The sequence below is a fragment of the Subtercola sp. RTI3 genome (assembly GCF_035018625.1).
Classification (GTDB): domain Bacteria; phylum Actinomycetota; class Actinomycetes; order Actinomycetales; family Microbacteriaceae; genus Subtercola; species Subtercola vilae.
The window spans coordinates 34949-59780 of record NZ_JASJXO010000010.1 but is presented as its reverse complement, the minus strand read 5'-3'; the positions used below and the strand labels follow the sequence as shown (position 1 = coordinate 59780).

At 66.1% G+C, this 24832-nt stretch carries 23 protein-coding genes and 1 other RNA gene; 11 read left to right on the top strand and 13 right to left on the bottom strand.

Annotated elements, in window-relative coordinates; genetic code table 11:
* Window positions 1-45: 45 nt before the first annotated feature.
* Window positions 46-708, top strand: coding sequence for a TetR/AcrR family transcriptional regulator (locus QN358_RS06170; RefSeq protein WP_323511869.1), 663 nt, complete (start codon window positions 46-48; stop codon window positions 706-708).
* Here the strand turns inward: QN358_RS06170 and QN358_RS06165 are convergent.
* The 7 genes from QN358_RS06165 to QN358_RS06135 form a co-directional block, all read right to left on the bottom strand.
* Window positions 705-1334, bottom strand: a complete 630-nt coding sequence (locus QN358_RS06165; RefSeq protein ID WP_136640876.1) for an MBL fold metallo-hydrolase — start codon at window positions 1332-1334, stop codon at window positions 705-707. The genes QN358_RS06170 and QN358_RS06165 overlap by 4 nt on opposite strands.
* Window positions 1334-2428 carry an S-(hydroxymethyl)mycothiol dehydrogenase gene (locus QN358_RS06160; protein WP_323511868.1) on the bottom strand — a complete coding sequence of 365 codons (1095 nt, stop codon included), beginning with the start codon at window positions 2426-2428 and terminating at the stop codon, window positions 1334-1336. Before QN358_RS06160 ends, QN358_RS06165 begins: the two co-directional genes overlap by 1 nt.
* Window positions 2429-2497: 69 nt before the next feature.
* On the bottom strand, window positions 2498-2719 hold the full coding sequence (locus tag QN358_RS06155; RefSeq protein WP_136640874.1) for a DUF1653 domain-containing protein: 222 nt from the start codon (window positions 2717-2719) through the stop codon (window positions 2498-2500).
* Window positions 2720-2788: 69 nt separating this feature from the next.
* Entirely contained in the window at window positions 2789-3532 is a 744-nt protein-coding gene (locus QN358_RS06150; RefSeq protein WP_323511867.1) for an ABC transporter permease, read from the bottom strand.
* An 18-nt stretch (window positions 3533-3550) separates the two neighbouring features.
* The gene (locus tag QN358_RS06145; RefSeq protein ID WP_323511866.1) at window positions 3551-4201 is read right to left on the bottom strand and encodes a VTT domain-containing protein; all 651 of its coding nucleotides are present in this window, start codon (window positions 4199-4201) and stop codon (window positions 3551-3553) included.
* A complete protein-coding gene (locus tag QN358_RS06140) occupies window positions 4198-5622 on the bottom strand; it encodes an ABC transporter permease (protein ID WP_323511865.1) in 1425 nt (474 codons plus the stop codon). The genes QN358_RS06145 and QN358_RS06140 overlap by 4 nt, the downstream gene beginning before the upstream one ends.
* Window positions 5619-6374 carry an ABC transporter ATP-binding protein gene (locus QN358_RS06135; RefSeq protein ID WP_136640872.1) on the bottom strand — a complete coding sequence of 252 codons (756 nt, stop codon included), beginning with the start codon at window positions 6372-6374 and terminating at the stop codon, window positions 5619-5621. Before QN358_RS06135 ends, QN358_RS06140 begins: the two co-directional genes overlap by 4 nt.
* Window positions 6375-6570: 196 nt before the next feature.
* On the opposite strand from QN358_RS06135, the gene QN358_RS06130 reads away from it, so the two are divergent.
* The 6 genes from QN358_RS06130 (at window position 6571) to rnpB (ending at window position 11279) form a co-directional block, all read left to right on the top strand.
* A complete protein-coding gene (locus QN358_RS06130; RefSeq protein ID WP_323511864.1) occupies window positions 6571-7248 on the top strand; it encodes a SatD family protein in 678 nt (225 codons plus the stop codon).
* A complete protein-coding gene (locus QN358_RS06125) occupies window positions 7248-8018 on the top strand; it encodes a hypothetical protein (RefSeq protein ID WP_323511863.1) in 771 nt (256 codons plus the stop codon). The genes QN358_RS06130 and QN358_RS06125 overlap by 1 nt, the downstream gene beginning before the upstream one ends.
* Before the next feature lie 20 nt (window positions 8019-8038).
* The gene (locus tag QN358_RS06120) at window positions 8039-9181 is read left to right on the top strand and encodes a class I SAM-dependent methyltransferase (RefSeq protein WP_323511862.1); all 1143 of its coding nucleotides are present in this window, start codon (window positions 8039-8041) and stop codon (window positions 9179-9181) included.
* A gap of 9 nt (window positions 9182-9190) precedes the next feature.
* Window positions 9191-10009, top strand: coding sequence for a Nif3-like dinuclear metal center hexameric protein (locus QN358_RS06115; RefSeq protein ID WP_136640868.1), 819 nt, complete (start codon window positions 9191-9193; stop codon window positions 10007-10009).
* 77 nt (window positions 10010-10086) lie between these two features.
* Window positions 10087-10821 carry a hypothetical protein gene (locus QN358_RS06110; protein WP_323511861.1) on the top strand — a complete coding sequence of 245 codons (735 nt, stop codon included), beginning with the start codon at window positions 10087-10089 and terminating at the stop codon, window positions 10819-10821.
* A gap of 56 nt (window positions 10822-10877) precedes the next feature.
* Window positions 10878-11279: RNase P RNA component class A (gene rnpB / locus QN358_RS06105), an RNA gene on the top strand.
* 35 nt (window positions 11280-11314) lie between these two features.
* Here the strand turns inward: rnpB and ppgK are convergent.
* Window positions 11315-12142 (bottom strand): polyphosphate--glucose phosphotransferase, encoded by an 828-nt coding sequence (ppgK, locus tag QN358_RS06100; RefSeq protein WP_136640866.1) that lies wholly within the window; start codon window positions 12140-12142, stop codon window positions 11315-11317.
* A gap of 89 nt (window positions 12143-12231) precedes the next feature.
* Window positions 12232-13098, bottom strand: coding sequence for a type I methionyl aminopeptidase (gene map / locus QN358_RS06095; RefSeq protein WP_323511860.1), 867 nt, complete (start codon window positions 13096-13098; stop codon window positions 12232-12234).
* A gap of 44 nt (window positions 13099-13142) precedes the next feature.
* Between map and QN358_RS06090 the strand changes: the two genes are divergently transcribed.
* Window positions 13143-13328, top strand: coding sequence for an SPOR domain-containing protein (locus tag QN358_RS06090; RefSeq protein WP_136640864.1), 186 nt, complete (start codon window positions 13143-13145; stop codon window positions 13326-13328).
* Window positions 13329-13420: 92 nt separating this feature from the next.
* Here the strand turns inward: QN358_RS06090 and QN358_RS06085 are convergent, their stop codons facing one another.
* From QN358_RS06085 to QN358_RS06075, 3 genes are read right to left on the bottom strand one after another with little or no spacing between them, the layout of a single operon-like run.
* Window positions 13421-14251 (bottom strand): SDR family NAD(P)-dependent oxidoreductase, encoded by an 831-nt coding sequence (locus tag QN358_RS06085; RefSeq protein WP_323511859.1) that lies wholly within the window; start codon window positions 14249-14251, stop codon window positions 13421-13423.
* Between the two features lie 26 nt (window positions 14252-14277).
* Window positions 14278-15096: a 3-methyl-2-oxobutanoate hydroxymethyltransferase gene (panB, locus tag QN358_RS06080; protein WP_323511858.1), complete on the bottom strand. Its 819-nt coding sequence runs from the start codon at window positions 15094-15096 to the stop codon at window positions 14278-14280.
* Between the two features lie 10 nt (window positions 15097-15106).
* Window positions 15107-16855 carry an NAD+ synthase gene (locus QN358_RS06075; RefSeq protein ID WP_323511857.1) on the bottom strand — a complete coding sequence of 583 codons (1749 nt, stop codon included), beginning with the start codon at window positions 16853-16855 and terminating at the stop codon, window positions 15107-15109.
* A 54-nt stretch (window positions 16856-16909) separates the two neighbouring features.
* Here QN358_RS06075 and QN358_RS06070 point away from each other — a divergent pair, with 54 nt between their 5' ends.
* The 3 genes from QN358_RS06070 to QN358_RS06060 are packed head-to-tail and all read left to right on the top strand — an operon-like array spanning window position 16910 to window position 22463.
* On the top strand, window positions 16910-18247 hold the full coding sequence (locus tag QN358_RS06070) for a glutamine synthetase family protein (protein ID WP_136640861.1): 1338 nt from the start codon (window positions 16910-16912) through the stop codon (window positions 18245-18247).
* A gap of 8 nt (window positions 18248-18255) precedes the next feature.
* Window positions 18256-21252 carry a bifunctional [glutamine synthetase] adenylyltransferase/[glutamine synthetase]-adenylyl-L-tyrosine phosphorylase gene (locus tag QN358_RS06065; RefSeq protein WP_323511856.1) on the top strand — a complete coding sequence of 999 codons (2997 nt, stop codon included), beginning with the start codon at window positions 18256-18258 and terminating at the stop codon, window positions 21250-21252.
* A 50-nt stretch (window positions 21253-21302) separates the two neighbouring features.
* Window positions 21303-22463, top strand: coding sequence for a heavy metal-binding domain-containing protein (locus QN358_RS06060; protein ID WP_136640859.1), 1161 nt, complete (start codon window positions 21303-21305; stop codon window positions 22461-22463).
* Here QN358_RS06060 and QN358_RS06055 read toward each other — a convergent pair.
* A complete protein-coding gene (locus QN358_RS06055; RefSeq protein WP_323511855.1) occupies window positions 22444-24135 on the bottom strand; it encodes a BNR repeat-containing protein in 1692 nt (563 codons plus the stop codon). The two genes, QN358_RS06060 and QN358_RS06055, sit on opposite strands and share 20 nt — an antisense overlap.
* Window positions 24136-24832: the final 697 nt, after the last annotated feature.

Here is a 24832-nt window from a genome sequence, read left to right as displayed (position 1 = left end):
ATGCACGATTGCAAGTTAATGTTGAACAGCGAACAAAGGAATGACGTGCATCCTGTCGACCATCACCGGGGCGCCGGTCGACCGGCGACCGCGCTGCTGAACCGCAAGCGCATCACTGATGCGGCGATGCGCCTGATTCGAAGCAAGGGCCCCGATGGCTTGACGATGGCCGGCCTCGCCAGTGCGCTCGGGGTTTCTGCCGCAGCCCTCTACAACCACGCCGATTCGAAGAACATGATTCTGCGCTGGGTCGAAGACCGGCTGATGCAGATGATCGACCTGAGTGCCTTTGGCGAGATCGACTGGCGTTCGGCGACGATCGTGTGGGCGCGAAACTACTGGCGCGTCATGCGAGACAACAACCAGTTCGTCGAAGCCATCGCGAAGACCCCCATCGGCGGCGCGCCCCAGACCATCGCCATGTATGAAGCGGTGGCGGCGGGCCTGCTCGCCGGCGGATGGCCACTTGAGCGCATCGTGCCGGCGATCATCGCGATCGAGTCGTTCATCTACGGGTCGGCGTTCGACGCGCAGGCACCCGAATCACTGCTCGACCCCGGCGAGTTGTCGGCAGACGCGCCGGTGTTCAGCCGGGCGGTCGGGCACTATCGCTCGGCCGACTACAACGTTGCGGCCGAGCACACCTTCGAAGACGGCTTGGCGGCTCTCCTCACCGGGTTGGCGCTCAGCGCGGGTGTTCGGGGTTAGTGCCCGCGGGCGATCCACTCGTCGAGGTGAGGTGACTCGCTGCCGATGGTTGTCGAGTCGCCGTGCCCGGTGAGCACGACGGTGCCGGCGGGGAGCGTGAGCAACCGTGTCGTGATCGATTCGATGATTGTGGGAAAGTCGCTGTACGAGCGGCCGGTTGCCCCCGGTCCGCCGTTGAAGAGGGTGTCGCCGCTGAACAGGGTGTTGAGGCTGGGAGCGTAGAAGCACACGGCACCGGGGGAGTGCCCGGGGGTATGCAGCACCTCGATGTCGACCCCGGCTACGGTGACGATCTCGCCGTCGACGAGGGCGGCGTCGGGCTCGGTGTCGGGGTAGACCGCGTGCCAGAGCATCCGGTCGCCGTCGTTCAACAGTACTGGTGCGCCGGTTGCAGCCTTCACCGCGGCGACCGCGTCGATGTGGTCGTCGTGCGCATGGGTCAGCAGGATTGCCTTCAGCGAACGGTTGCCGACGGCCGCGAGGATGCCCGCCGCGTCGTGTGCCGCATCGATGACGATGCACTCGGTGTTGTCGCCGATGATGAAGACGTTGTTGTCGACGTTCCAGGTGCCGCCGTCGAGGCTGAAGGTGCCGTTCGTCACGAGGTTCTCGATGCGGGCGGTCATCAGATCACCACCACCGAGCGCAGTACGTCGCCGCGCGCCATGCTCGTGAAGGCCTGCTCGATGTCGGTGATCGCGATGCGCTCAGACACGAACTCGCCCAGCGGCAGGCGGCCCTGCAGAAACAGGTCGGTGAGCATCGGGAAGTCGCGTTCGGGCAGGCAGTCGCCGTACCAGCTCGATTTGAGCGAGCCGCCGCGGCCGAAGACGTCGAGCAGGGGAATCTCGAGCATCATGTCGGGCGTGGGCACGCCCACGAGCACCACCGTGCCAGCGAGGTCGCGGGCGTAGAACGCTTGACGCCAGGTGTCGGGACGGCCGACCGCATCGATCACGACGTCGGCGCCGAAGGTATTGGTGAGCGCCTGCACTGCGGCGACGACCCCGGCCTCGTCGAGACTGCTCGAATCGATGACATGGGTGGCGCCGAGTCTCTGGGCGGTGACGAGCTTCTTCGGGTCGCGGTCGATGGCGATGATGGTGCTCGCACCAGCCAGTTCGGCGCCGACGATGGCGGCTGTTCCCACGCCACCGCAGCCGATCACGGCGACCGAATCGCCGCGCCCCACGTTGCCGGTGTTCATCGCGGCACCGAGGCCCGCCATGATGCCGCAGCCGAGCAAGCCGACCGCAGCGGGGTCGGCGGCCGGGTCGACCTTCGTGCACTGCTTCGAGTGCACGAGCGTCTTCTCGGCGAACGCGCCGATACCGAGAGCGGGGCTCAGCTCGGTACCGTCTTCGAGCGTCATCTTCTGGGTCGCATTGAACGTGTTGAAGCAGTACCACGGCTCGGCGCGCACGCAGGCGCGGCACTCGCCGCAGACGGCGCGCCAGTTCAGCACGACGAAGTCGCCGACCTTCACATTCGTGACACCGTCGCCGATGGCGCTGACTCTGCCCGCGGCCTCGTGGCCGAGCAGAAAGGGAAAGTCGTCGCTGATGCCGCCCTCGCGGTAGTGGTAGTCGGTGTGGCACACCCCGCAGGTCTCGATGTCGACAACCGCTTCGCCCGGCCCGGGATCGGGCACGACGATTGAGACGAGTTCGACGGGCGAGCCCTTGGATCGGGCGATGACGCCGGTCACTGTTGTGGGCATGGGGGATCTCCTTCGAGCGTGGCGATTGGTGCTCGGATCACCCTACCCGCCGAAACTTTGGCCGGGTGTCTACGCCTCGGGCTCGGCGAGAAGGGTGAAACGCGACACCGTCGCGCCCTCGATCTCGACGATCTCTTCGAACATGTGCCGCGGCCTGACCCAGAGGCCTTCCAACACTTCGGCCCGGTAGATCACCATCTCGGCGAGCGTCTCCGAATCTGTGGCCGTGCCGATCGCGTGATAGAGGCCGCCTTTGAAGTGGCGGTAGCGGCCGGTCACGAATTCGCTCATGCGCTCAATTCTGTCAGGTGTGCCGCCGAGTGATGCCCCGGCCTGCCTCCTGTTCGAAATGACCCCAGCTCAGGGCGTCTCCTCGTCGGGCCTCTGTGCGACAGACCCAATCAGGCGCACCAGCAGCGTCGCCGTGATGGTGGCGCCGGCGAGGATGCCCGCCAGCACCACGATCTGAAAACGGCCCGCCTCAAGTGGTGACGAGCCCCCGAAGATGGCGCCGACGAATGCTCCCGGCAACACCACGATTCCGGTGGTCTTCGTCTGGTCGATGGAGGGCACCATGGCCGAGTAGATCGCGCTGCGCGCCAGCTGTCTGGTCGACTCGATGGGCCGAGCGCCGAGGGCCAGCCAGCCCTCGACTTCACTCCAGTGGTCGCGCACCGATGCGCGAAAGGTTCTGCCGGTGAGCGTGGCGATGCTCATGGTGTTGCCGACGATGATTCCGCCGATGGCGAGCGCGTAGCGCGGCGAGAACTCGATCGCCCCGGTCGTGAAGACGATGACAAGCACGGCAGCGTTGCCCGCGAGCATCGACAGGCCCACCGCCATCGTCTGTCGCCGGTCGGCGTGGATGCGCCGCGAGGCCGTGTAGACCGCCGCCGTGAACATCACCAGCAGCCCCACGGCCACCCACACGGGGTTGCCGATGATGCCGCTGAGCACCAGGCTGAGCGCCGCGAGTTGCAGCGTGCCCCGCAGAATCGCCCACACGGGGGCGGGTGCCCGGGGCACCCGTGCCGCGCTGAGCCCGGCCACGGCGATGGCCGCCAGCAGCACCAGAGCGACGATCGTCGGAACGAGCCCGCTCATCACTTCCACAGCGGCAGACTACGCCCTGCGTCGGCGGCGGAGGATGTCGATGGCGATCGGCAGCACCGACACGATCACGATCAGCACGGCGATGATCTCGATGTTGTTGGCCACGAACGGGATTCCGCCCAGAAAGTAACCGGCGAGCGTCAGTATGAGAGCCCAGGCGACACCCCCGATGGTGTTCCACAACACGAACGACCGGAACGGCAGCTTCGACATTCCCACGGTGGGCGGAACGAACGTTCGCACCACGGGTACGAACCGTGCCAGCACGAGTGCCCGCCCGCCGTAGCGCACAAAGAACTCGTCGGCCTGGTCGCGATACCGGGTCTTGAAGAGGCGCGCATCGGGTTTGAACAGCCTCGGGCCGAACCGCCGCCCGATGTGGTAGCCCGTCTGGTCGCCGAGAACTGCCGCGATCGACACACAGACGACGAGCACGGGCAGCGTCAGGCCGAGAGGCGCAGCGAGAATCGCAGCAGTGAAGACGAGAGTGTCGCCCGGCAGAAACGGAAACAAGAGCCCGGTCTCGATGAAAATGATGGCCATCACGACCACCAGCACCCACGGCCCCGCCCCTTCGAGCAGCGAGGTGGGGTCGAGAATGCTGGCGCTGACCATGTGGCTGGCGCTGACGAGAGAACCGGCGCTGTGCAGAAGGCTCACTCGATGGCCAACGCTCTGACAGGCGACACACGCACGGCCGAACGTGCCGGCACGGCCGACGCGACCACGGCGAGAACAACGGCGCCGGCGACGATGCTGATGATGATCCACGGCGCGATCGTGGGCCAGAAGAATCCGCCGATGTGGTGGTCGCTGGCAATGGCGGCGAGCACGCCGGCCCAGCCGTAGAACACTCCGAGAACGAGCCCGGCGACGCCGCCGACGACGGTCAGCTGGATGCTCTCCGCCAGAATCATCGTGCGAACCTGCTTCTTCGTGAAACCGAGGGCGCGCAACAGGCCGATCTCGCGTCGGCGCTGAATCACGCTCAGCGAGAGCGAATTCACCAGCCCGATCGCGGCGATCACGAGCGAGAACCCGATCAGAACGGCGAGAATGCCCATGGTCAGTTGCAGGAATGCCTGGTCGCCCGCTTCGTCTGCGGCACTGGCGCCGGCCGCAACGGGGCCCGTCTGGGCGAGAAACGACTGGCCGGCCACCGAGAACATCGTGACGAGCGTGACGCCGATCACCAAGCCGATCGTCGATCGAGCCGAGCGGGCAGGGTATCGCAGCGCATTCGCACTGGCCAGCACGCTCGGCGTCGACGAGCCGGTGAGGCGCCCTGCAACGGTGAGCAACGCCGGGATGAAGAAGCTCGAGCCGAGCACGAAGCCGACGAAGCTCAGGGCGCCGCCGGGTGCTGCGACGAGCAGACCGAGCGGCGTCTTGAGTCCCAGCGCCACACCGGCCACGAGCAGCACGATGCCGCCGACGAAGGCTGCGATGACAAGGCTTCGGAGTCGCTTCGGCATTTCGGAGACAGTGACGACCGGGGGCTCCTGGGTGGCACCGGTCGCCTCGATCGGCGAGACGCCGAGAATCTTTCGCGAACCGAACCAGGCTGCGCCCGTGGTGCTGACGACACCCACGAGAATGGGCGCTACCAGTAGCGGTGACAGCGTGTTGATCGACACCGCGACGAATGTTCCCGACGAGACGAGCGCGCCATACGCGATCTGCGTCACGAGCAGACCGACGACCAACCCGAGAACCGAACCGACAAAGCCCACCACCGCGCCTTCGATGGCGATCGCGCCGCGGAGGGTCTTCGCCGAGGCACCGAGCAGCCGCATGAGCGCGATGTGTTTCGCTCGGCCCGCCATGATGATGCCGAAGGTGTTGGCGGTGACGATGCAGGCCACGAACACCGCGATGAAGAAGAACAGCAGATCGAGCACATCCAGCAGTGCCACGACGTACCCGTGCTGGATGAACTTGCCACCGATCGACTGAACGCGCAGCACTACATCCATCTCGATCATCATGGTGGCGAACACCGAGGTGATGAACGCTACGAGCAGACTGGAGGTGTGTTGGCGGCCGCCGTGCCAGAGCTCGCGAAAGGCGAGGGCTCTCACGATGCGACCTCGAGGTTCAGAATGATGTCGGAGAGCGTCTTCGCGTCGCTCGCCCCGACATCGTGCGCGATGGCCCCGTCGGCGATGAAGATGACCCGGTCGGCGTGTGAGGCGGCGACGGGGTCGTGGGTGACGAGCACGACGGTCTGCTGGTATTCACGAGTGAGGTCGCGAAGCAGTCCGAGTACTTCGCGGCTCGACTTCGAGTCGAGGTTTCCGGTCGGTTCGTCGGCGAAGATGAGTTGGGGGCGCATGGCGAGGGCCCGGGCGATCGCGACGCGCTGCTGCTGCCCCCCAGAGAGTTCGTGCGGGCGACGCTCTTCGAGCATCCCGATGCCGAGGCGACCGAGCAGCACACGCACCCAGGCGAGTTCGTCGGTGCTGGGCTTGCGGCCGTCGAGCTCGAATGGCAGGGTCACGTTGCCGAGCACCGAGAGCGTGGGTACGAGGTTGAAGGCCTGAAAGACGAAGCCGAGATGGCGGCGGCGCAGCAGGGTGAGGGCATCGTCGTCGAGGTGTGTGATGTCGGTGTCGCCGATGCTGACCGAGCCGCTCGTGGCCGTGTCGAGGCCCGCGAACACGTGCATGAGCGTCGACTTGCCTGACCCGCTCGGCCCCATGATGGCGGTCAGCGTGCCGCTGTGGATGTCGAGGGTGACGGTGTCGAGTGCGGTGGTGGCGCTGTCTCCGGTGCCGTAGACCTTGCTGACGTCGACCGCCCTGGCGGCGACCTTTGCGGGTGTCTCACTCATCTGCGCCTCTTTCTCGTGGGTACTCTTCACGGTAGCCAGCATGTCTGCCGCGGCGAATCAGTCGATGGGGGTAACTCGGCCTACATCGATGTGATGATGACCGCCGGCTTTCGGCTGCCGATAAGCCTCCCGCTTATTTAAGCCTAATATAAGTCTTAGGCTTATATCTGCGCTATATAAGCAGTATGCTTATGAGATGTCTTTCCTTGTGTCGTCGCCGGTAGCGGTGATCGTCGACCTCGTACGCTCGCGCCAGATCGCGTCGCGAGCCGAGGCGCAGCCCCTGATCGAAGACACGTTCGGGTTCGTCAACGAGCGGGTGAACGCCGTGCAACCCATCAGGGCCACCATCGGCGATGAGTTTCAGGGCGTGTTCAGCACCCTGGGTGACGCCCTCGAGGCCACGCTTCTCACCCGGCTGGCGCTACCGTCAGGCCTTGACTGCCGGTTCGGTATCGGCAGCGGCGCCATTGAGACGGTGGGGGAGGGAATGGCGGGGCGCCTGCAGGATGGTCCGGGCTGGTGGTTCGCCCGGGAGGCCATCAACGAGGCGCACACGCGCGAGAAGCTGCGAAACCCCACCCTGCGCAGCTGGTTTCGTGCAGCGACAGACGAGGGCGGGGCATCCGGAGCCCGTCTCGACCCCGCGTACGAGTCGGTGGTGAACGCCTACCTGTTGACCCGCGACCACCTCATCAGCACCATGAACGACCGGGCCCGGCGTGTCACACTCGGCACAGCGCTCGGCAGGTCGCAGAGTGAACTCGCGGCTGACGAGAAGGTCTCGCAGTCGGCCATTTCGCAGGCGATGAGAAATTCGGGCGGTTCGTCGCTGCTGTCGTCGCTCGATGCCCTGAAAGGTGGTGCCCTCTGATGCTGGCCGCACTGCTGCTTCTGCTCATCGGGTCGGCCGACCTCGTGCGCCCGCGCCGAGCCAGGCGCTCGGCCGCACAGATCATCGCCGTGGTCTGGCTCCTGCTTGTGGTGCTCGCGTGCGTCGGCTGCGGTGTGCCGTTCTGGGCCGCGGCGATAGCTGTCGTGCTGGCCGGGGCGTGGCTGCTCACCACCACCTCGCGCGAACAGCTGCGGCAGTCGGCGGGGCTCTGGCCAGTGGCCGGCCTCGTGGCGGCGTTGGTGCTCGCCCTGGCCTTCGACCGCACCGGCAGCTCGCTGTCGGGGTTCGTCGTCGACTGGCACGCGGATGCCCCCGCCGGCGCCCTGCGAACCCTCAGCCTGCCCACCCTCGCTCTGGCCCTGGCCGCCATCGTGTTCCTGACAGAGAGTGGCAATGTCGTGGTGCGCACCGCATTGCATCCGCGCGTGCCCGAGCCGGTCCCCGAGCCAGGCGAGCGTGCCGAACTGGCGGAGAATGACTCGTCAGTAGTCAGCCCCTCGGCAGATCTGCGGGGCGGCCGCCTCATCGGCCCGCTCGAGCGTCTGCTGATCGTCGCCCTCACCCTCTCTGGTTCGTACGCCATCGTCGCTGCCCTCATCGCCGCCAAGGGAATCGTGCGGTTCCCCGAGATCTCCCGCGACGGCGTCGCCGGCTCGAAGGCCGAATACTTTCTCGTCGGCAGCCTTGTGAGCTGGACGGTGGCCATCGCCGCCGCCGGCCTGCTCTGGCTCTCGGTACAGCCCCACTGATACCCGAAACCCCGGAGACCATGACTTTCTCGTTCGAAACCCTGCGCCGCCGACCCGACGTCGAATCTCCCAACCTGTTCGCGTTCGACGCGAGCGATCGGCTGATTCTCGACGAAGCGCGCGAAGCGCTGGGGGAGGCGGGCTCCGGCGAGGTGGTCGTGCTGGGCGACCGGTATGGCGCACTCACGCTGGGGGCTGCGGCCGAGCACGAGCTGACGGGCATCCGGGTGTTCCAGGATGCGCTCACCGGTGAGCAGGCTCTGGCCTCGAATGCCGACGCCGCGGGGCTGGCCGGGGTCTTCTCCTCGCACGCACTCGACGCGGGCCTGCTCACCGGGGCGCGTGTCGTGCTGCTGCAGCTGCCGCGCTCGCTCGCCGAACTCGAAGAGATCGCCGACGCCATCGCCAGGTATGCCCACGAAGACGTCGCGGTGTTCGCCGGCGGCCGCATCAAGCACCTCACGCTCGCCATGAATGACGTGCTCGCCCGGTTCTTCGGCGAGGTGCACGCCACACGGGCGCGCCAGAAGTCGCGCGTGCTCATCGCGCGAGGTGCGTTGCGACCAACGTGTGCCCCGCCCTATCCCCGGTTCGAAGAGCACCCCGAGCTCGGCCTCACTGTCGCGGGGCACGGCGGTGTGTTCGCCGCCACCGGCCTCGACATCGGAACGCGCTACCTGCTCGGCTTTCTCGACCGGGTCAGCCCCGACGCGGGCGTCGCCATCGACCTTGGCTGCGGAACCGGCATTCTCGCCGCGGCCCTCGCCCAGCGCCGGCCGAACCTCGCCGTCATCGCGGCAGACCAGTCGGCGATCGCCGTCGCCTCGGCGCGCGCCACTCTGCTCGCCAACGGTCTCGAGCGCGTCACCGTGGTGCGCGACAATGGCCTCTCCCAGCAACCGGATGCCCACGCCGACGTGATCGTCTGCAACCCGCCATTCCACGTGGGTAGCTCGGTGCACACCGGGGCAGCCCTCGCCCTGTTCCGCGACGCCGCACGGGTTCTGGCTCCGGGCGGTTCTCTCTTCACCGTGTTCAACTCCCACCTCGCGTACCAGCCCGACCTGCGGCGAATCGTGGGCCCGACCACCGTGCTCGGGCAGAACACCAAGTTCACCGTGACCGTCTCGACGAAGCCCGCCCCGCGCACTCGAGACAACTAGGCTGGGGCTGTGTCAGTAACGGTTCGCGAAGTCAATGAGGTGATCGAGCGGCTCTGGCCTGTCGAGAACGCCGAGCAGTGGGATTCGCCGGGGCTCGTGACGGGGTCGCTCGCGGCTGAGGTGACGAGCATCCACCTGGCTGTCGACGCCGTGTCAGACACGGTGAACGAGGCCATTGCCCTCGGCGCCGGCCTGCTGCTCGTGCACCACCCGCTGCTGCTACGCGGGGTGACCACGGTGGCTGAGAACACCTATAAAGGGGCGATGCTGGCGAGGCTCATCCGAGCGGGGTGCGCTCTCGTTGCGGCGCACACCAACGCCGACATCGTCGAGAACGGTGTGTCTGCCGTCATCGCCAGCCGACTGGGGCTCGAGAACGTCGTGCCGCTCACGCCGAGCGCGGTGCCCGGCACCGGAATCGGCCGGGCAGGAGATCTGCCGGCACCCGTCACACTCGGGCGCCTCGCACTCATTCTGGCCGAAGTGCTGCCGGCCACGGCCACGGGCATCCGGGTGGCCGGGCACTACGACACACCGGTTTCACGCGTGGCGCTCTGCGGGGGAGCAGGCGACTCGCTGCTCGGCGAACCCGAGGTGCGGGGCGCCGACGTGTACATCACGTCAGACCTGCGTCACCACCCCGCGTCTGAGGCCAGGGAGCAGGCCGAGCTCGGCAACGGCCCCGCCCTCATCGACGTCTCGCACTGGGCCAGCGAATGGCTCTGGCTCGAGGTTGCTGCCGCAGAGCTGCGGCACGCGCTTCCGGGAGTGAGCGTGACAGTCAGTGACCTGCGCACCGACCCCTGGGATTTCGTCGTCACGCAGTGAGGCTCGTACTCACCGCCAGACGCACAAAACATCTTCGGCTGCACCCGACAAACAGCCACAACTGTAAGGATTGAACCATGAAAGCACCCGTCTCAGAACAGCGGTCGTTGCTCGAGCTGCAAGCTGCCGACAACCGGCTCGCCCAGCTGGGGCACCGCGCCAAGACGCTGCCGCAGCAGAAGCGCCTCGACGAGCTGGCGGCACTCGCCGGCGCCGTCTCGCGCACCTTCGCCACCATCAGGGGCGAGCTCGAAGACGCGCAGCTTGAGATCTCCCGGGTCGAATCCGACGTGCAGGTGGTGGCCACGCGCCTCAGTCGTGACCGCGAACGGCTCGAAGTGAGCTCGTCGACCAAAGACATCCAGGCCCTCGAACACGAGATTGTGTCGCTCGAGAAGCGTCGCTCCGACCTTGAAGACATCGAACTCGCCGTGATGGAGCGCACCGACGAGATCTCAGGCCGACTGCAGGTTGTCGAGTCAGAACTCGGTGCACTCGCGGCCGAGCGTGACGAACTCCTGGTCTCGCGTGACGCCGAACTCGCAGAGATCAACTCTGAGCGCCGTGGTGTACAGGTCAACCGCGACCTCATTGCCGGCGGGGTGGGCGACGAGCTACTCGCCCTCTACGACCGCCAGCGCGCCCGCTATGGCATCGGTGCCGCCCTGCTCACGCGGGGCATCTCGATGGGCAGCAACGTGAAGCTGCACGAGTCCGACCTCGCGAAGATCAGGCTCGCTGAACCCGACGACGTGGTACTCGACCCTGACAGCAGCTGCATCCTGGTGCGCACCGAGGAGTCGGGGCTCTGAGCCAGGCCGCGCGCGCCTGAGCTACCGCGCCAGAACCTGTAGGCTGGGGGCGCGAATGGGTCGGCAAGACGGTCGCGTTGGCTCGGGCATCCGTGAGGGTGTGCGGGTCACCGAGGAACGTCCGGGCTCCAGAGAGCAGGGCGGTGGGTAACACCCACCCGGGGTAACCCGAGAGATCAGTGCCACAGAGAACAGACCGCCACGGGCGCCTTCGGGTGCCTGAGGTAAGGGTGAAACGGTGGTGTAAGAGACCACCAGCCGCCGTGGTGACACGGCCGGCTAGGTAAACCTCGCCCGGAGCAAGGTCAGACAGAAGGCGATACGGCTGCTCGCCGTGTCTTCGGGTAGACCGCTGGAGGCGTGCGGCAACGTACGTCGTAGATAGATGGCCGTCCATGGGCCTGAACCCTCAGGGGTTCGGCCCAAGACAGAACCCGGCGTAACAGCCGGCCCATTCGCACTACCGCAGCGCCCCCCAGTGACCAGAGGCGGCTCAGCGCACGCTGTGCGCGCTCTCGCCGGGGTCGCCCACGAGCTGGCTCGCATTCGGCAGCACCTTCGGCTCGAGGGCCAGCGAGGCTGCTCCCAGAATTCCGGCGTTGTTGCGGAGCGTCGCTGGAACCATCGGCGTGTCGATCGAGATCTTCGGCAGAAACTCTTCGTAGCTCTTCGAGACGCCCCCGCCCACGATGAACAGGTCGGGCCAGAGCAGCTTCTCGAGCTCGGCGTAGTAGGTCTGCAGGCGGGCTGCCCACTGGGTCCAGTTCAGGTCTTCACGCTCTTTGGCGGCGTAGGAGGCCTTGTGCTCGTAGTCGCCGCCGTCGATCTGGATGTGACCGAGCTCGGCATTCGGAATCAGAACGCCGTTGTAGATGATCGCGGTGCCGATGCCTGTGCCGAGCGTGGTCATGATGATCAGGCCGTTCTTGCCTTTCGCGGCACCGAAGCGCACCTCGGCGTACCCGGCGGCATCGGCGTCGTTCACGAACGTGATGTCGCGGTGCAGGGCGTCTTCGAACAGTTTCTCGGCTTCGAGCCCGATCCACTTCTTCGACACGTTCGCGGCCGACATGGTCTTGCCGTTCTGCACCACGGCAGGAAAGTCGATGCCGATGGGGGCATTGGCCGGGGCATCCGAGAGCTTCGAAAGCAGTGTTTCGACTGTGTTCACGACGTCTTTGGGCTTGCCGCCCTCGGGGGTGTCGAGCTTGATGCGGTCGCTCAGCAGTTCGCCCGTCTCAGTGTTGACAATGGCACCCTTGATGCCGGTGCCGCCGATGTCGATGCCGATGGCAATGGGGGAGGCTTTTTCGTCGCTCATTCGTCTTCCTTTGTGTCTCGGCCTCCGCAGCGAGGCAGGTTCGAGTCTATTGTGACCGGATGCTCGGGGCAGTGCCCAGACACCCGCATTTAGACAACCGTCAGTATCTCTGCGCCTCGCTCGGTGACCACGAGAGTGTGCTCGAACTGAGCGGTGATCGAGCGGTCGCGGGTCACCACGGTCCAGTCGTCGGCCCACATCTCCCAGTCTTGCGAGCCGAGCGTGAGCATTGGCTCGATCGTGAAGACCATTCCCACCTCGATCACGTCATCGAACCGGGGAGCTGAGTCGTAGTGCGGAATGATGAGCCCCGAATGGAACTGCTCGCCCACGCCGTGGCCGGTGTAGTCGCGCACGACCCCATAGCCGAACCGTTTCGCGTACGACTCGATGGCGCGCCCGATGACGTTCACCTGACGCCCAGGGGCCACCGCCTTGATGCCGCGGTTCATGGCCTCCGCCGTGCGCTCGACCAGCAGCCGCACCTCTTCGCTCGGTTCGCCGGCGAAGAACGTGGCGTTCGTGTCGCCGTGCACCCCGTTCTTGTACGCGGTGATGTCGACGTTCACGATGTCGCCGCTCTCGAGAACGGTGTTGTCGGGAATTCCGTGGCAGATGACCTCGTTCACGCTCGTACAGAGCGATTTGGGAAAGCCGCGATACCCGAGGGTCGACGGGTAGGCGCCGTTGGCGATGAGAGAGTCGTGACCCAGGGCATCCAGTTCATCGGTCGTCACGCCGGGCTTCACATGCTCGCCCACCCACGCCAGTGCCGCTGCGGCGATGCGCGACGACTCCCGGATGTCGGCGATGCGCGGTGCCGAATACACATCGCTGGCCCCGCCCTCGTTGGGCTCAGCGTGCCCAACGTATTCGGGGCGTTCGATGGTCGCGGGCACCGAGCGGAGCGCTGAGATGCGGCCGGCACTGAGCTGGCCGTTGGGGAGCTTGGGCATAAGATCTATCGTAGTTCAGCACCGAAACCACCCTGGGAGTACACATGTCGGGCGACCCGTCGAAGCAGTACTGGTACAACATCAACACCGGCGCCGTAGAGCTCGGCTACGTATCACCCTCACCCGACAGGGTCGGCCCCTTCGAGACCAAGCTCGAGGCAGAGCACGCCCTCGAGACCCTGCGAGCCAACTCGGCCAAATGGGCCGAAGAAGACGCAGCCAACGACTGACGCAGCCGACGACTGACGCTGCCAACGACTGACGCTCGACGCGCTCTCTGCTGAGTGCGCCGCGCGCTCACCCCCGCCGGCCAGCCGCAGCTTCAGCGCGGGCCAGGCGTGCGACCGGTGAACTCGCTCATGGTCGAGTAGAGGTGAAACACGCGGTCGGCCATCTGATCCCACACGGCGGTCGGCAGCAGGCCTTTGGCCACCTTGCCGATGTGCACGCTCCGCGGCATGAGCAGCAGCGGCTTGCCCGCGAGCATGGCCTTCCACACCCGGTCGACCACGTATTCGGGCGTCATAATGGGTGTCATGACGGGCCCCTTGGCGCCCTCGAACATGCCGGTCGAGATGTAGCTCGGCGCCACCGTGGTCACCTTGACGTGGTCGTGCCCCTGCTGAGCCAATTCGAGGCGAACTGAGTCGCTCCAGCCGATGACGGCCCACTTCGAGGCGGCGTACACGCTCATACGGGGGTTCGAGATGAGCCCGGCCGCCGAGGCGATGTTCACGATGCGAGCGGGGCGGCCTGTCGCCTGGATCATGGCGGGCAGAAACTCGCTTGTCACGAGCATGGGCCCCACGGCGTTGATGGCCATCGTGTCGACGGTGTCGGCGGTCTCGTGCTGCCAGAAGTACTTGCCGCGCACGATGCCGGCATTGTTGATGAGGATGTCGGGCACGCCGACCTCGGTGCGTACGCGCAGCCCGGCGGCTGCGATGTTCTCGGCGTCGCTCACGTCGACACGGTCGGTGTGAACGCGGGTTGTGCCGGGTAGCGCGTTCAGCCGATCGGCGATCACGGCGAGCCGGTCGGCATTGCGATCCCAGAGCACCACGTCACTGGCGCCCTCGGCCACGGCGCGCTCGGCATAGAGCTGGCCCATTCCACCAGCGGCACCCGTGATCAGCACGCGGGCATTTCGCACAGTTCGATGTGTCTTCGCCACCGGCCCTAGCCCTCGTACTCGTGCTCGGGTGCCGGGTAGGCGCCGGATGCCACGTCGGCGCGATAGGCACCGACGGCGTCGCCCAGCACCTGGCTGAGGTTCGCGTACTGTTTCACGAAACGGGGAACACGGCCGGTCGAGAAACCGGCGAAGTCTGTCCACACCATGAGCTGCCCGTCGACCTGAGGCCCGGCGCCCACGCCGATGGTGGGGATGCGCAGCTCTTTCGTGATGCGACCGGCAATGTCGCTGGGAACCATCTCGAGTACGACGGCGAAAGCTCCGGCATCCTCGACGGCATGTGCATCGGCGAGCAGCTGCTCTGCCCCCGCACCCCGCCCCTGGATGATGTGCCCGCCGAGGCCGTGCTCGCTCTGCGGCGTGAATCCGATGTGCCCCATGACCGGAATGCCCGCGTCGACGATGCGCCGAATCTGCGGTGCGCTTCGAACCCCGCCCTCGAGTTTCACGGCGTGGGCGTACGACTCCTTCATGAACCGCACCGCCGTGTGCAGCGCGTCGTCGGGCCCGCCCTCGTATGAACCGAACGGCATATCCGCGATCACCAGCGCGCGACTCACCGCGCGCGCCACGGCGCGGGTGAGAGGGATGAGCTGGTCGACAGTGACGGCCAGCGTTGTCTCGTCGCCGAAGACGTTGTTGCCGGCCGAGTCGCCCACCAGCAGAAAGTCGATGTCGGCCGCGTCGAAGATGGCCGCCGACAGCTGCTCGTAGCTGGTGAGGCCCACGATGGGGATTCCCTGCTCCTTGGCGTTCTGAAAGTGACGCGTTCGAACGCGCTTGCGAGGGGACTGCTCCGTCATGAGGCTCATTCTAGATGTCGGTGGGGTGGTAGGTGATGGGCAGACGGCGGTCGCGACCGAAGGCCGTGCGCGAGATCTTCGTGCCGATGGCCGACTGGCGCCGCTTCCACTCCGAGTGGTCGACGAGGCCGATGATGCGGTCGACCACCGCGGCGTCGAACCCGTATTCCACGAGCTCATCGCGGCCGAGCCCGCCGTTGATGTACTGCTCGAGCAGCGCGTCGAGCACGTCGTACTCCGGCAGCGAATCCTGGTCGGTCTGATCGGGCCGCAGCTCGGCCGAGGGCGGCTTCGAGATGGAGTTCTCGGGGATGGGTGGGGTCTCGCCCCGACGCGCTGCGAACGAGTTGCGCCAGCGTGCCAGCTCCCACACCAGCATCTTCGGCACGTCTTTCAACGGCGCGAACCCGCCCACCGAGTCGCCGTAGATGGTCGAATAGCCCACCGCCAGCTCGCTCTTGTTTCCCGTGGTGAGCACCAGGTGCCCCGACTGGTTCGACAGGCCCATCAGAATGATGCCCCGGATGCGCGCCTGCAGGTTCTCGGCCGCGACACCGTCGAGCTTCAGCTGTTCTTCGATCGGGTCGACCAGGGTGGCGATCGCCTGCGTTGAAAAATCGAGCCCCACCCGTTCGGCCAGATCGTCGGCGTCGGAGCGCGAGTGCCCCGACGACCACTTGCTCGGCATCGACACCCCGAACACCTTCTTCGCCCCGATGGCGTCGGCCGCGAGCACCGCGCACACGGCGGAGTCGATGCCGCCCGACAGCCCGAGAATCACCGAACCGAAGCCGTTCTTTCGCACGTAGTCGCCGAGCCCCAGCACCAGTGCGTTCCACACCTGCTCGAGTTCGTCGGGCACCACCGCAATGTCGGCGGCGAGCGGCTTCAGATCGCCGGACTCCGACCCGGTGGCGGGCAGCGCGAGTTCGATCCGCGCCACGTTCTCGGGCAGGTCGGTGAGCGTTGCCGCCTCAGGGTCGATGTCGACCACCAGAAGATGCGGTACGAACTGCGGCGCACGCGCCACTATGGCACCCGTGCGGTCGACCACCACGCTGTCGCCGTCGAAGAGCAGATCGTCTTGGCCGCCCACGATGTTCACGTAGGCGACCATCGTGTCGTTCTCGCGCGCCCGCCGGGTGACAAGCGGCAGTCGAACCTCGTTCTTGTCGCGCTCATAGGGCGAGGCGTTAATCACTAGCAGCAGCCCGGCATCGGCCGAAGCGACCCTGTTCACCGGCCCGCCGTCTTGCCAGAGGTCTTCGCAGATGATGAGTGCGACATCTACCCCCCGCATGCGCAGCACGAGCAGCTCGTCGCCGGCGATGAAGATGCGGTACTCGTCGAACACCGAGTAGTTCGGCAGGTGGTGCTTCGCGTACCGCGCCTTGATCTCGCCGTTCTGCATGACAGAGGCCACGTTCTGGGCGATCGCCGTCGGCGCATTCGAGGTGGTGAACCGGCGCGGTTCGAAGGGGCCATCCGGATGCCCGACCACAACCACCACGTCACCCAGACCCGCCTCGTCGAGTTCTTTCGCGAGCCCGGCGGCCCGCCGCCGGCACGCGGCCAGAAACGATGGGCGACCCGCGAGGTCTTCGATCGGATACCCCGAGAGCGCCATCTCACCGAAGGCGACCAGGTCTGCTCCGGCATCACGGGCACGGCGTACAGCAGCGACGATCTCGGCAGAGTTGCCTCCGAGGTCACCGACAATGGGGTTGGTTTGGGCCAACGCTAAGCGAAGTCTCGGCATGTCCACTAGCCTAATAGCGGCAGGTTACGTGCCGGAAAGAGGTTCGGATTGTCGATGGATAAACAGCGTGATTTCGTTCTTCGCACCATTGAAGAACGCGGAGTCAAGTTCGTGCGGCTCTGGTTCACCGATGTCATCGGCACTTTGAAGTCTGTGGCCATAGCTCCCGCCGAGGTCGAGGGTGCGTTCGCCGAAGGCTTGGGCTTCGACGGCTCGGCCATCGAGGGTCTCACTCGGTCGTTCGAGGCCGACGTGCTCGCGCATCCAGACCCCACCACTTTTCAGATCCTGCCGTGGCGGGGCGAAGTCGACCCGACCGCCCGCATGTTCTGCGACATCACCACGCCCGACGGCCAGCCGGCCGTGGCTGACCCGCGCAACGTTCTGAAGCGCACGCTCGCGAAAGCCGGCGACCGCGGCTTCTCGTTCTACACGCACCCCGAGATCGAGTTCTACCTGCTGAAGTCGTCGCAGTTCGGCCCCGACGGCCCCGAGCCGGTCGACAAGGCCGGCTACTTCGACAACGTTCCCGGCGGCACCGCGCACGACTTCCGTCGCCGTTCGGTGCGCATGCTCGAAGACCTCGGCATCTCGGTGGAGTTCAGCCACCACGAGGCCGGCCCCGGCCAGAACGAGATCGACCTGCGCTACGCCGACGCGCTCACGACGGCCGACAACATCATGACCTTCCGCACGGTGATCAAAGAGGTCGCCATCGAGCAGGGCGTCTACGCCACGTTCATGCCGAAGCCGCTCTCGGGCCAGCCGGGCTCGGGCATGCACACGCACCTCTCGCTCTTCGAGGGCGACTCGAACGCGTTCTTCGAGGCCGGTGCGCAGTACCAGCTGTCGAAGATCGGCCGCCAGTTCATTGCGGGCCTCTTGAAGCACGCCCCCGAGATCACCGCGGTCACGAACCAGTTCGTGAACTCGTACAAGCGTCTCTGGGGTGGCGACGAGGCCCCCAGCTTCGTGACGTGGGGCCACAACAACCGTTCGGCGCTCGTGCGCGTGCCGCTCTACAAGCCCAACAAGGGTCAGAGCTCGCGCATCGAGTACCGCGCCATCGACTCCGCTGCGAACCCGTACCTCGCTTACTCCCTGCTGCTCGCGGCCGGGCTGAAGGGCATCGAAGAGGGCTACGAGCTTCCGCCTGAGGCCGAAGACAACGTGTGGAGCCTCAGCGACTCCGAGCGCAAGGCGCTCGGCTACAACGCGCTGCCCACGAGCCTCGATCAGGCCATCGTCGAGATGGAGCGAAGCGAACTCGTCGCCGAGACCCTCGGTGAGCACGTCTTCAACTACGTTCTGCTGAACAAGCGGCAAGAGTGGGCCGCCTACCGCGACCAGGTCACGCCGTTCGAGCTGCGAACCAACCTGGAGATGCTCTAAGCCGCACCATGGCACGAGTTCAGACGACGCTGACTGACCTTGCACGCATCGGGTTCTCCGACCTCGGGCGCGCTGCCGACGACCTCGAGCTCGCGGTGCAGCTCGGGTCAGTGGCTCCGGATGATCTCCTCGCGTCGCTCCGGCTGACCGCCGACCCCGACCAGGCTCTGTCGTACCTCGTGCGGCTGCTGCGCCTGCCAGCCACGCCGGCCGTCGGGCTTCTGGGTGCCGAGCCCTCCCGCACCCGACTGCTGCGCGTGGTGGGTCTTTCACGTGGGTTCGGTGACTTCTTTCTTCGGCACCCCGAAGAGCTGGCCGCACTCAGCGAACGGCTGATCGCCCTGCCGGCCCTGGCAGAACTCACCGGCGCACTGCTCGACTCTGTGGGTGCGGTCGACGGGTTCGCCACGATCGACGGTGACGCGGCGTACACCCGGCTTCGCGTGCGGTATCGGCGTATCCTCGCCCAGGTGACGGCGTTCGACCTCGAGCAGCGCGACCCGGTTGCGGGCATCGATTCGATCGCCGACACGCTGGCCGATCTGGCGTCGGCGGCGCTCGACGCTGCGCTGGCGTGCGCGAGGGCCCGGGCATCCACTCGCGGGCAGAGTCGGTGGCTCTTCGGGCACGACGAGGTGGCGGCGACGAAGCTCGCCATCATCGGAATGGGTAAGGCGGGCGCCCAGGAGCTGAACTACGTCAGCGACGTCGACGTGATCTTCGTGGGCGAGGGAGACGACGAGGCCGGTCTCGCCACGGCGCGCGCCATCGACATCGCCACCGCGCTGGCCATGATGATGATGCACGCCATCTCCGAGCCCGGCATGGAGCCGTCGCTCTGGGAGGTCGACCCGAACCTCCGGCCCGAGGGCAAGGCCGGGGCACTGGTGCGCTCGCTCGAGTCGCACATCGCGTACTACGAGCGCTGGGCGAAGAGCTGGGAGTTCCAGGCACTGCTGAAGGCGCGCCCGCTCGCCGGCGACCTCGAATTGGGTGAACGCTATGTCGACGCCGTGCGGCCGAAGGTGTGGAGCAGCGCGTCGCGAGACGGTTTTGTCGAATCGGTACAGAAGATGCGCCAGCGTGTCACCGACAACATTCCGGGCGATGAGGTCGACTACCAGCTGAAACTCGGCCCCGGGGGCCTGCGTGACGTCGAGTTCACGGTGCAGCTGTTGCAACTCGTGCACGGGCAGAACGACCCGCTCGTTCGGCAGCCCGCCACGCTCCAGGCGCTGGTGGCATTGGCCGACCAGGGGTACATCGGTCGTGTCGAGGCGCAGGAGTTCTCGCACGACTATCGAGTGCTGCGGCTCATGGAGCACCGACTGCAACTGCGGGAACTGCGCCGAACCCACCTTGTTCCCCGCGATGAGTTCGAACAACGGGTGCTCGCTCGCGCCACCGAGCTGGCGCCGAGCGCGGTGGCACTGCTCGAGCTGTGGAACGGAATCAAGAGTCGCGTCAGATCGCTGCACGAACGGCTGTTCTACCGGCCGCTGCTGGCCGCCGTCGCCGCGCTCGGCACCGATGAGATCGGGCTGACCAGTGAGCAGGCCGTTGCCCGCCTCGCTGCCATCGGTTTCGGTGACCCCAAGGGTGCGCTCGGCCACATCGCCGCTATGACGGCGGGAGTCTCCCGGCGCGCGGCCATCCAGCGGCACCTTCTTCCCGTCATGCTGCAGTGGTTCGCGGCCGGCGCCGACCCCGACTACGGGCTGCTTGCGTTCCGCCGGCTCAGCGACCGCCTCGGTGAGACCTACTGGTACCTTCGCATGCTACGCGACTCATCGGGCGCTGCCTTTCGCCTCACCCAAGTGCTCTCGGGCTCGAGATACGCCGCCGAGCTGCTCGAACGCATCCCAGAAGCCGCCGCCTGGCTCGAGAACGACCACGACCTCGCGCCGCGGTCATTCGAGGTGCTCTCGGGTGAGACCGCCGCCATCATCGCCCGGCACGACACTCCGGATGCGGCGGCAGCCGCTCTGCGCACAGCCCGCCGCCGCGAGGTACTGCGGCTGGCTTTCGCCGCCATCCTCGGTCTCGTCACCGTGCAAGAACTCGCGCGCGGCCTGACCGACGTGACCACAGTGCTGCTGCAGGGCACACTCGGCGTCATTCGACAGTCGTCGGCCATCTCGTCGGGCGACGGCATCGAGTTCGCCGTCATCGGCATGGGGCGCTATGGCGGCCGCGAGATCGGTTTCGGCAGTGACACCGACGTGATGTACGTCTACCGGGCCAGGTCGGTGAACCAAGAGACGGCACAGTCGGTCGCACGCTTCATCGTCAACGAGCTCGTGCGCCTCACTGAAGACCACCGACTGCCGCTCGACCTCGATATCGACCTGCGGCCAGAGGGTAAGAACGGCATTGTGGTGCGCTCGCTCGACTCGTATCGGGCCTACTACGAGCGCTGGTCGCTCACCTGGGAGGCCCAGGCTCTGCTCCGCGCGCGCGGGGTCGCCGGCGACCAGGCGCTCATCGACGACTTCGAAGAGCTGGCCGACAGCGTTCGCTACCCCGTAGAGATCGAACCGCAGGCCGTGCGTGAAGTGAAGCGCATCAAGGCCCGCGTCGAAAAGGAGCGGTTGCCGCAGGGTGCTGACCCGGCACGTCACCTCAAACTCGGCCGCGGGTCGCTGAGCGACGTGGAATGGTACGTGCAACTTCTGCAGCTCGAGCACGGCGCCGAGCATCCGGAATTCAGAACGACATCGACACTGGATGCCCTCGAAGCTGAGGTCGCGGCCGGTTTCGTCGAGGCGGCCGATGCCCAGAAGCTGCACGATGCGTGGATCTTCGCGTCGCGAGCCCGCTCGGCCATGACGCTCTGGACAACGCGCACCACCGATGTGCTGCCGGTCGACCGGCGTCAGCTCGAAGGAGTGGCCCGTCTGCTCGAGTACCCACCCGACTCGGCCACCGAGCTCGAGGAAGACTACCTCGGGGTGACCCGGCGGTCGCGTGCGGTGTTCGAGAAGGACTTCTACGGCTCACTCTGAACCGGTAGAGTGAGGTTACCTCACTTAAATCGAAGAAAGAAGTTGGTGCAATGACGGATCAGCGCAGGCAGTCTGTGCTCAGCGGGCTGAGCGGCAACGAGATGTACTGCATCGACCTGCTCGGCTACCACCCCGGCAACCTGCTGGTGGGCAACAGCGTGTTCTCGCGCGGGTTTCTCGGGTCGCTGAGCGCCGGCTTCAGGGGAATGGTCGGCGGTGAGCTCACGGCGGTCACCGAGATGATCACGCAGGGGCGTCATCTCTCGATGCAGCGGCTCATCGGCGAGATGCAGCAGAACCAGGGCCATGGGGCGACGAGCGTCACGACAGAGCTCATCTTTCACGCTCAGAACATCGAGTTTCTGTCGGTGGCGTCGACCGTGCACCAGAAGGTGGGGGTGCCGGCCACGGCGTTCACATCGTCGAGCGACGGGCAAGAGTTGTACTGCCAGGTCGACGCGGGGTACCAGCCGGTCTCGTTCGTGATGGGCAATGTCGCCTACTCCATTGGTGTGGGCCGGGGCATCACCGGGGCGTTTCGCCAAATGGCGCGAGGCGAGGTGCGCGAGTACAGCGATCTGTTCGCGCAGACGAGAAACCTGGCCCTTCAGCGCATCGTCGGAGAGGCGCAGTCGGTCGGGGCCAATGCGGTGGTGGGCATCACCACGAACATCCTGCCCTTCGGCGGCAGCGCCGTTCAAGAGATGCTGATGGTCGGTACGGCATCTCGGCACGAGATCAGTGACCCGGCCCTGGCGGCGATGGGTGTGGTGACGAGCGATCTCACCGCCGAAGAGATGTGGAGCCTTGCGCGCATCGGCTACGCGCCGATGAAGCTCGTGATGGGCACCTCGGTGTACTCGCTCGGGCTCGTGGGCAACATCACGTCGGCGTTCAAGAACTTCGTGAAAGGCGAGATCAACGAACTCACGCAGCTCATCTACGGCGCCCGCGAAGAGTCGCTCGGCAAGGTGCGGCAGCAGGCCACGGCCATCGCTGCCGACGATGTCATCGGCATCAAGACCTACGTCTACGACCTCGGCGGCGGGCTCATCGAGTTTCTGGCCATCGGCACGGCCGTGAAGCGCACGAGCGCGGCAACAACGAGGTCAGAACAGTTGCCGCCGCAGGCGATCGTGCGCGACCGCGACACGTTCTTCAACACCGCCGAGGCCTCGTACGGGGTCACGCTCACGCAGAACCAGCAGTAGGCGGATCGCGGCGGCGGCGGCGGAGCAGAATCCAGAGGCCCACCGCGAGGCCGACGGCGAGTACCACGAGGAGGCCGATACTGGCGATGAGGGTGAGTGCGGCATCCGGTGCCGAGGCCTCGGGCGTACGGGGTGATGGAGGCAGAGTAGGGCTCGGCGTCGCGGCCGGGGGCGAGGCCAGCGTGTAGACCACCAAAGGCTGCGGCGAGGGAGTCTGCAGAAACGGCATGTCTTGGTTGAGGTACTGCGACTGCCACTTCAGAACGTAGTCGGCGCCGGTCGTCGGCGCGTAGACCAAGCGCACGCTCGTTGAGGGGTCTGTCTTCGTTGCGGCAGTGACCTGCGCGGGGATGGGCGTGGGGGTGTTCGGCACCTGGGCCACCGGCTCGAATGTGGTGCTGTTCAGAACGATCACTGCGCTGGCGGGCGTGCTGCCGGCGCAGCTGAAGTTCAGGCGAAGATTGCCGTCGGGCAGCCTCGCGGTGCCGCCAACACCGACCTGCGCAGAAAGGGTGCTGACGCCGGCCACGCGCCAGGCGCCCACCCAGTGGGTGATCTGCGTCGAAATCCACTGATTCGAGCCGTTGAGATGGGCGACGAACAGCTGGTTCGACCCCGCACTGTCGTACTTCGAGTAGCTCACGGTCGGCGAGCCGTTCGCATCGACGCCGACTCGCTCCTGGTTGTTGAAGACGCCGCTGTTCTCTGGCAGGTCGTCGACCACGACGCCGGGTGTGTCGTAGGTGACCGGCAGGTTCACGGGCGCGCCGGCGACCGTCTGCCAGTGCACGAGGTCGCGGCTCCGCATGTACGACAGGCGGCTGTTCGTCGCCACATCGGCAGTGCTCCGCCACACCCAGGTCATCTCGTAGTAGCCGGCCGCGTCGGCGTGCGAGCTGACGGTGAAGTAGGCGCTGCGGCTGACCGCGCCCGACGCGCCGCTGAACAGAGCCGTGCTGAGCAGGGGAGACCAGGTCTTCGTGCCGGCATCGTAGTCGTCGAGGTAGCTGTCGCCGTCGCCACTGCCGCCCTGCCGGTAGCTGAACACGAGGTCGCCGTTCGCTCCGTGCAGAAACTGCGGGTAGGTCACGTGTGTCTCCACGGCCTTGTCGGTGAGCATCGGCACATTCGTAAGCGAGCTCACATCGCGCGCTTTCGTAGTCACCCAGTAGGCCAGAGGGGAGTCGTGCATGTTGCCGGCGACGTGCAGCTGGCCGACGGAGTCGACGCCGAGGGCGATGTAGTCGTGCGAATCCCACCCGGTCACCGCCTGGTCGCCCGGTAGCGCGTAGGTCTGCCAGCTGGTCGAGCTCGAGCCGAGAGTGCGGTGCGCCACTGTGAGCCGACGGTTCGCGTCGTAGAACCCCACGTACTGGTCGTCTCCGTCGGTGACCAGTGCCTGCTGCACGAAGTGGCCCGACCACGTGGTGCCCACCTGGCTCTCGCCGACCACCTGTTGCGCGGGCGCCACCGGCAGGGTGTAGCTGCTGTCACCGGATGCTGGTGTGCAGATCAGCGTGTTCGGTTCGGCCTCGGCTGCGGTAGCGCTGCCGGCCCCTCCCACCAATGCTGCTCCGACTAATGCCGCTCCGAGCAGCCCGGCCGCGCCCGGAACAAGCGCGAACCGCTGCCACCGCGAGCGGTGTCGGCGTGAAGCGGTGATGGCGGGCATCCTCTCGGGCGGCAGAGATGAATGGATCGGTGTACGAAGTGGTTGTTCGAGCTGGGCGGCGCATACAATCGTGCCGTCATACCCTCTGATTTTGCCGTGTATCGGCGCGGTCGGCGCGTGAGGGACGCTGTGAACCTGATGAAGGTTTTTGCGGATATGAATGGGCGGATCAGGCCAATGGTTGTGGCGATGCGATCTTGCGCGGTAGCCGAAAGGGATCTCGATCGTCGCGTAACTTTCTGGCTTGGAAGATGGTCTGCCGCATTTTGCGAAAGCTCAGCGCCGGCGACGTAGAATCGGCCGCGTCTTTCGCCACGCGACTCCAGAAGCCGCGCTTCGACCAGAGTCTTGAGGTCTCTGCTCGCGGTCTGCTCGCTGATCTCCTCGTCTTGCGCGGCAACGGCGCGGTAGGTGGCATTGCGAACGCGGTAGCCGTAGGCCGCATCGAACAGCGCAGATATCGTGCGCTCGGGCAGGTTCTGACGTCTGCGAATCGATTCCAGGCCGACCCAGAGTCACTCGCTTTCGCTGACTCGTCTACCTCAGAAAGTACCGCATAGTATGCCTGAGTGTTTTTCCCCAGATACTCTTCAACACTCATGAAGACCGGCGACAACACTCCTTCCGCTGCGAGAACCAGACTCTGAGATGCGCCATCGCCGCTCGAATAATGGGCGGGTTTGAGTCATTCCCATTC

What these genes read in the sequence shown, in the direction of transcription:
- QN358_RS06165 (WP_136640876.1), bottom strand. Translation starts at nt 1,334, where the DNA reads ATGACCGCCCGCATCGAGAACCTCGTGACGAACGGCACCTTCAGCCTC.
- QN358_RS06070 (WP_136640861.1), top strand. Translation starts at nt 16,910, where the DNA reads ATGGATAAACAGCGTGATTTCGTTCTTCGCACCATTGAAGAACGCGGA.
- map (WP_323511860.1), bottom strand. Translation starts at nt 13,098, where the DNA reads ATGCCCAAGCTCCCCAACGGCCAGCTCAGTGCCGGCCGCATCTCAGCG.
- QN358_RS06125 (WP_323511863.1), top strand. Translation starts at nt 7,248, where the DNA reads ATGCTGGCCGCACTGCTGCTTCTGCTCATCGGGTCGGCCGACCTCGTG.
- QN358_RS06060 (WP_136640859.1), top strand. Translation starts at nt 21,303, where the DNA reads ATGACGGATCAGCGCAGGCAGTCTGTGCTCAGCGGGCTGAGCGGCAAC.
- QN358_RS06055 (WP_323511855.1), bottom strand. Translation starts at nt 24,135, where the DNA reads ATGCCCGCCATCACCGCTTCACGCCGACACCGCTCGCGGTGGCAGCGG.
- ppgK (WP_136640866.1), bottom strand. Translation starts at nt 12,142, where the DNA reads ATGAGCGACGAAAAAGCCTCCCCCATTGCCATCGGCATCGACATCGGC.
- QN358_RS06155 (WP_136640874.1), bottom strand. Translation starts at nt 2,719, where the DNA reads ATGAGCGAATTCGTGACCGGCCGCTACCGCCACTTCAAAGGCGGCCTC.
- QN358_RS06135 (WP_136640872.1), bottom strand. Translation starts at nt 6,374, where the DNA reads ATGAGTGAGACACCCGCAAAGGTCGCCGCCAGGGCGGTCGACGTCAGC.
- panB (WP_323511858.1), bottom strand. Translation starts at nt 15,096, where the DNA reads ATGACGGAGCAGTCCCCTCGCAAGCGCGTTCGAACGCGTCACTTTCAG.
- QN358_RS06150 (WP_323511867.1), bottom strand. Translation starts at nt 3,532, where the DNA reads ATGAGCGGGCTCGTTCCGACGATCGTCGCTCTGGTGCTGCTGGCGGCC.
- QN358_RS06090 (WP_136640864.1), top strand. Translation starts at nt 13,143, where the DNA reads ATGTCGGGCGACCCGTCGAAGCAGTACTGGTACAACATCAACACCGGC.
- QN358_RS06065 (WP_323511856.1), top strand. Translation starts at nt 18,256, where the DNA reads ATGGCACGAGTTCAGACGACGCTGACTGACCTTGCACGCATCGGGTTC.
- QN358_RS06130 (WP_323511864.1), top strand. Translation starts at nt 6,571, where the DNA reads ATGTCTTTCCTTGTGTCGTCGCCGGTAGCGGTGATCGTCGACCTCGTA.
- QN358_RS06110 (WP_323511861.1), top strand. Translation starts at nt 10,087, where the DNA reads ATGAAAGCACCCGTCTCAGAACAGCGGTCGTTGCTCGAGCTGCAAGCT.
- QN358_RS06120 (WP_323511862.1), top strand. Translation starts at nt 8,039, where the DNA reads ATGACTTTCTCGTTCGAAACCCTGCGCCGCCGACCCGACGTCGAATCT.
- QN358_RS06160 (WP_323511868.1), bottom strand. Translation starts at nt 2,428, where the DNA reads ATGCCCACAACAGTGACCGGCGTCATCGCCCGATCCAAGGGCTCGCCC.
- QN358_RS06075 (WP_323511857.1), bottom strand. Translation starts at nt 16,855, where the DNA reads ATGCCGAGACTTCGCTTAGCGTTGGCCCAAACCAACCCCATTGTCGGT.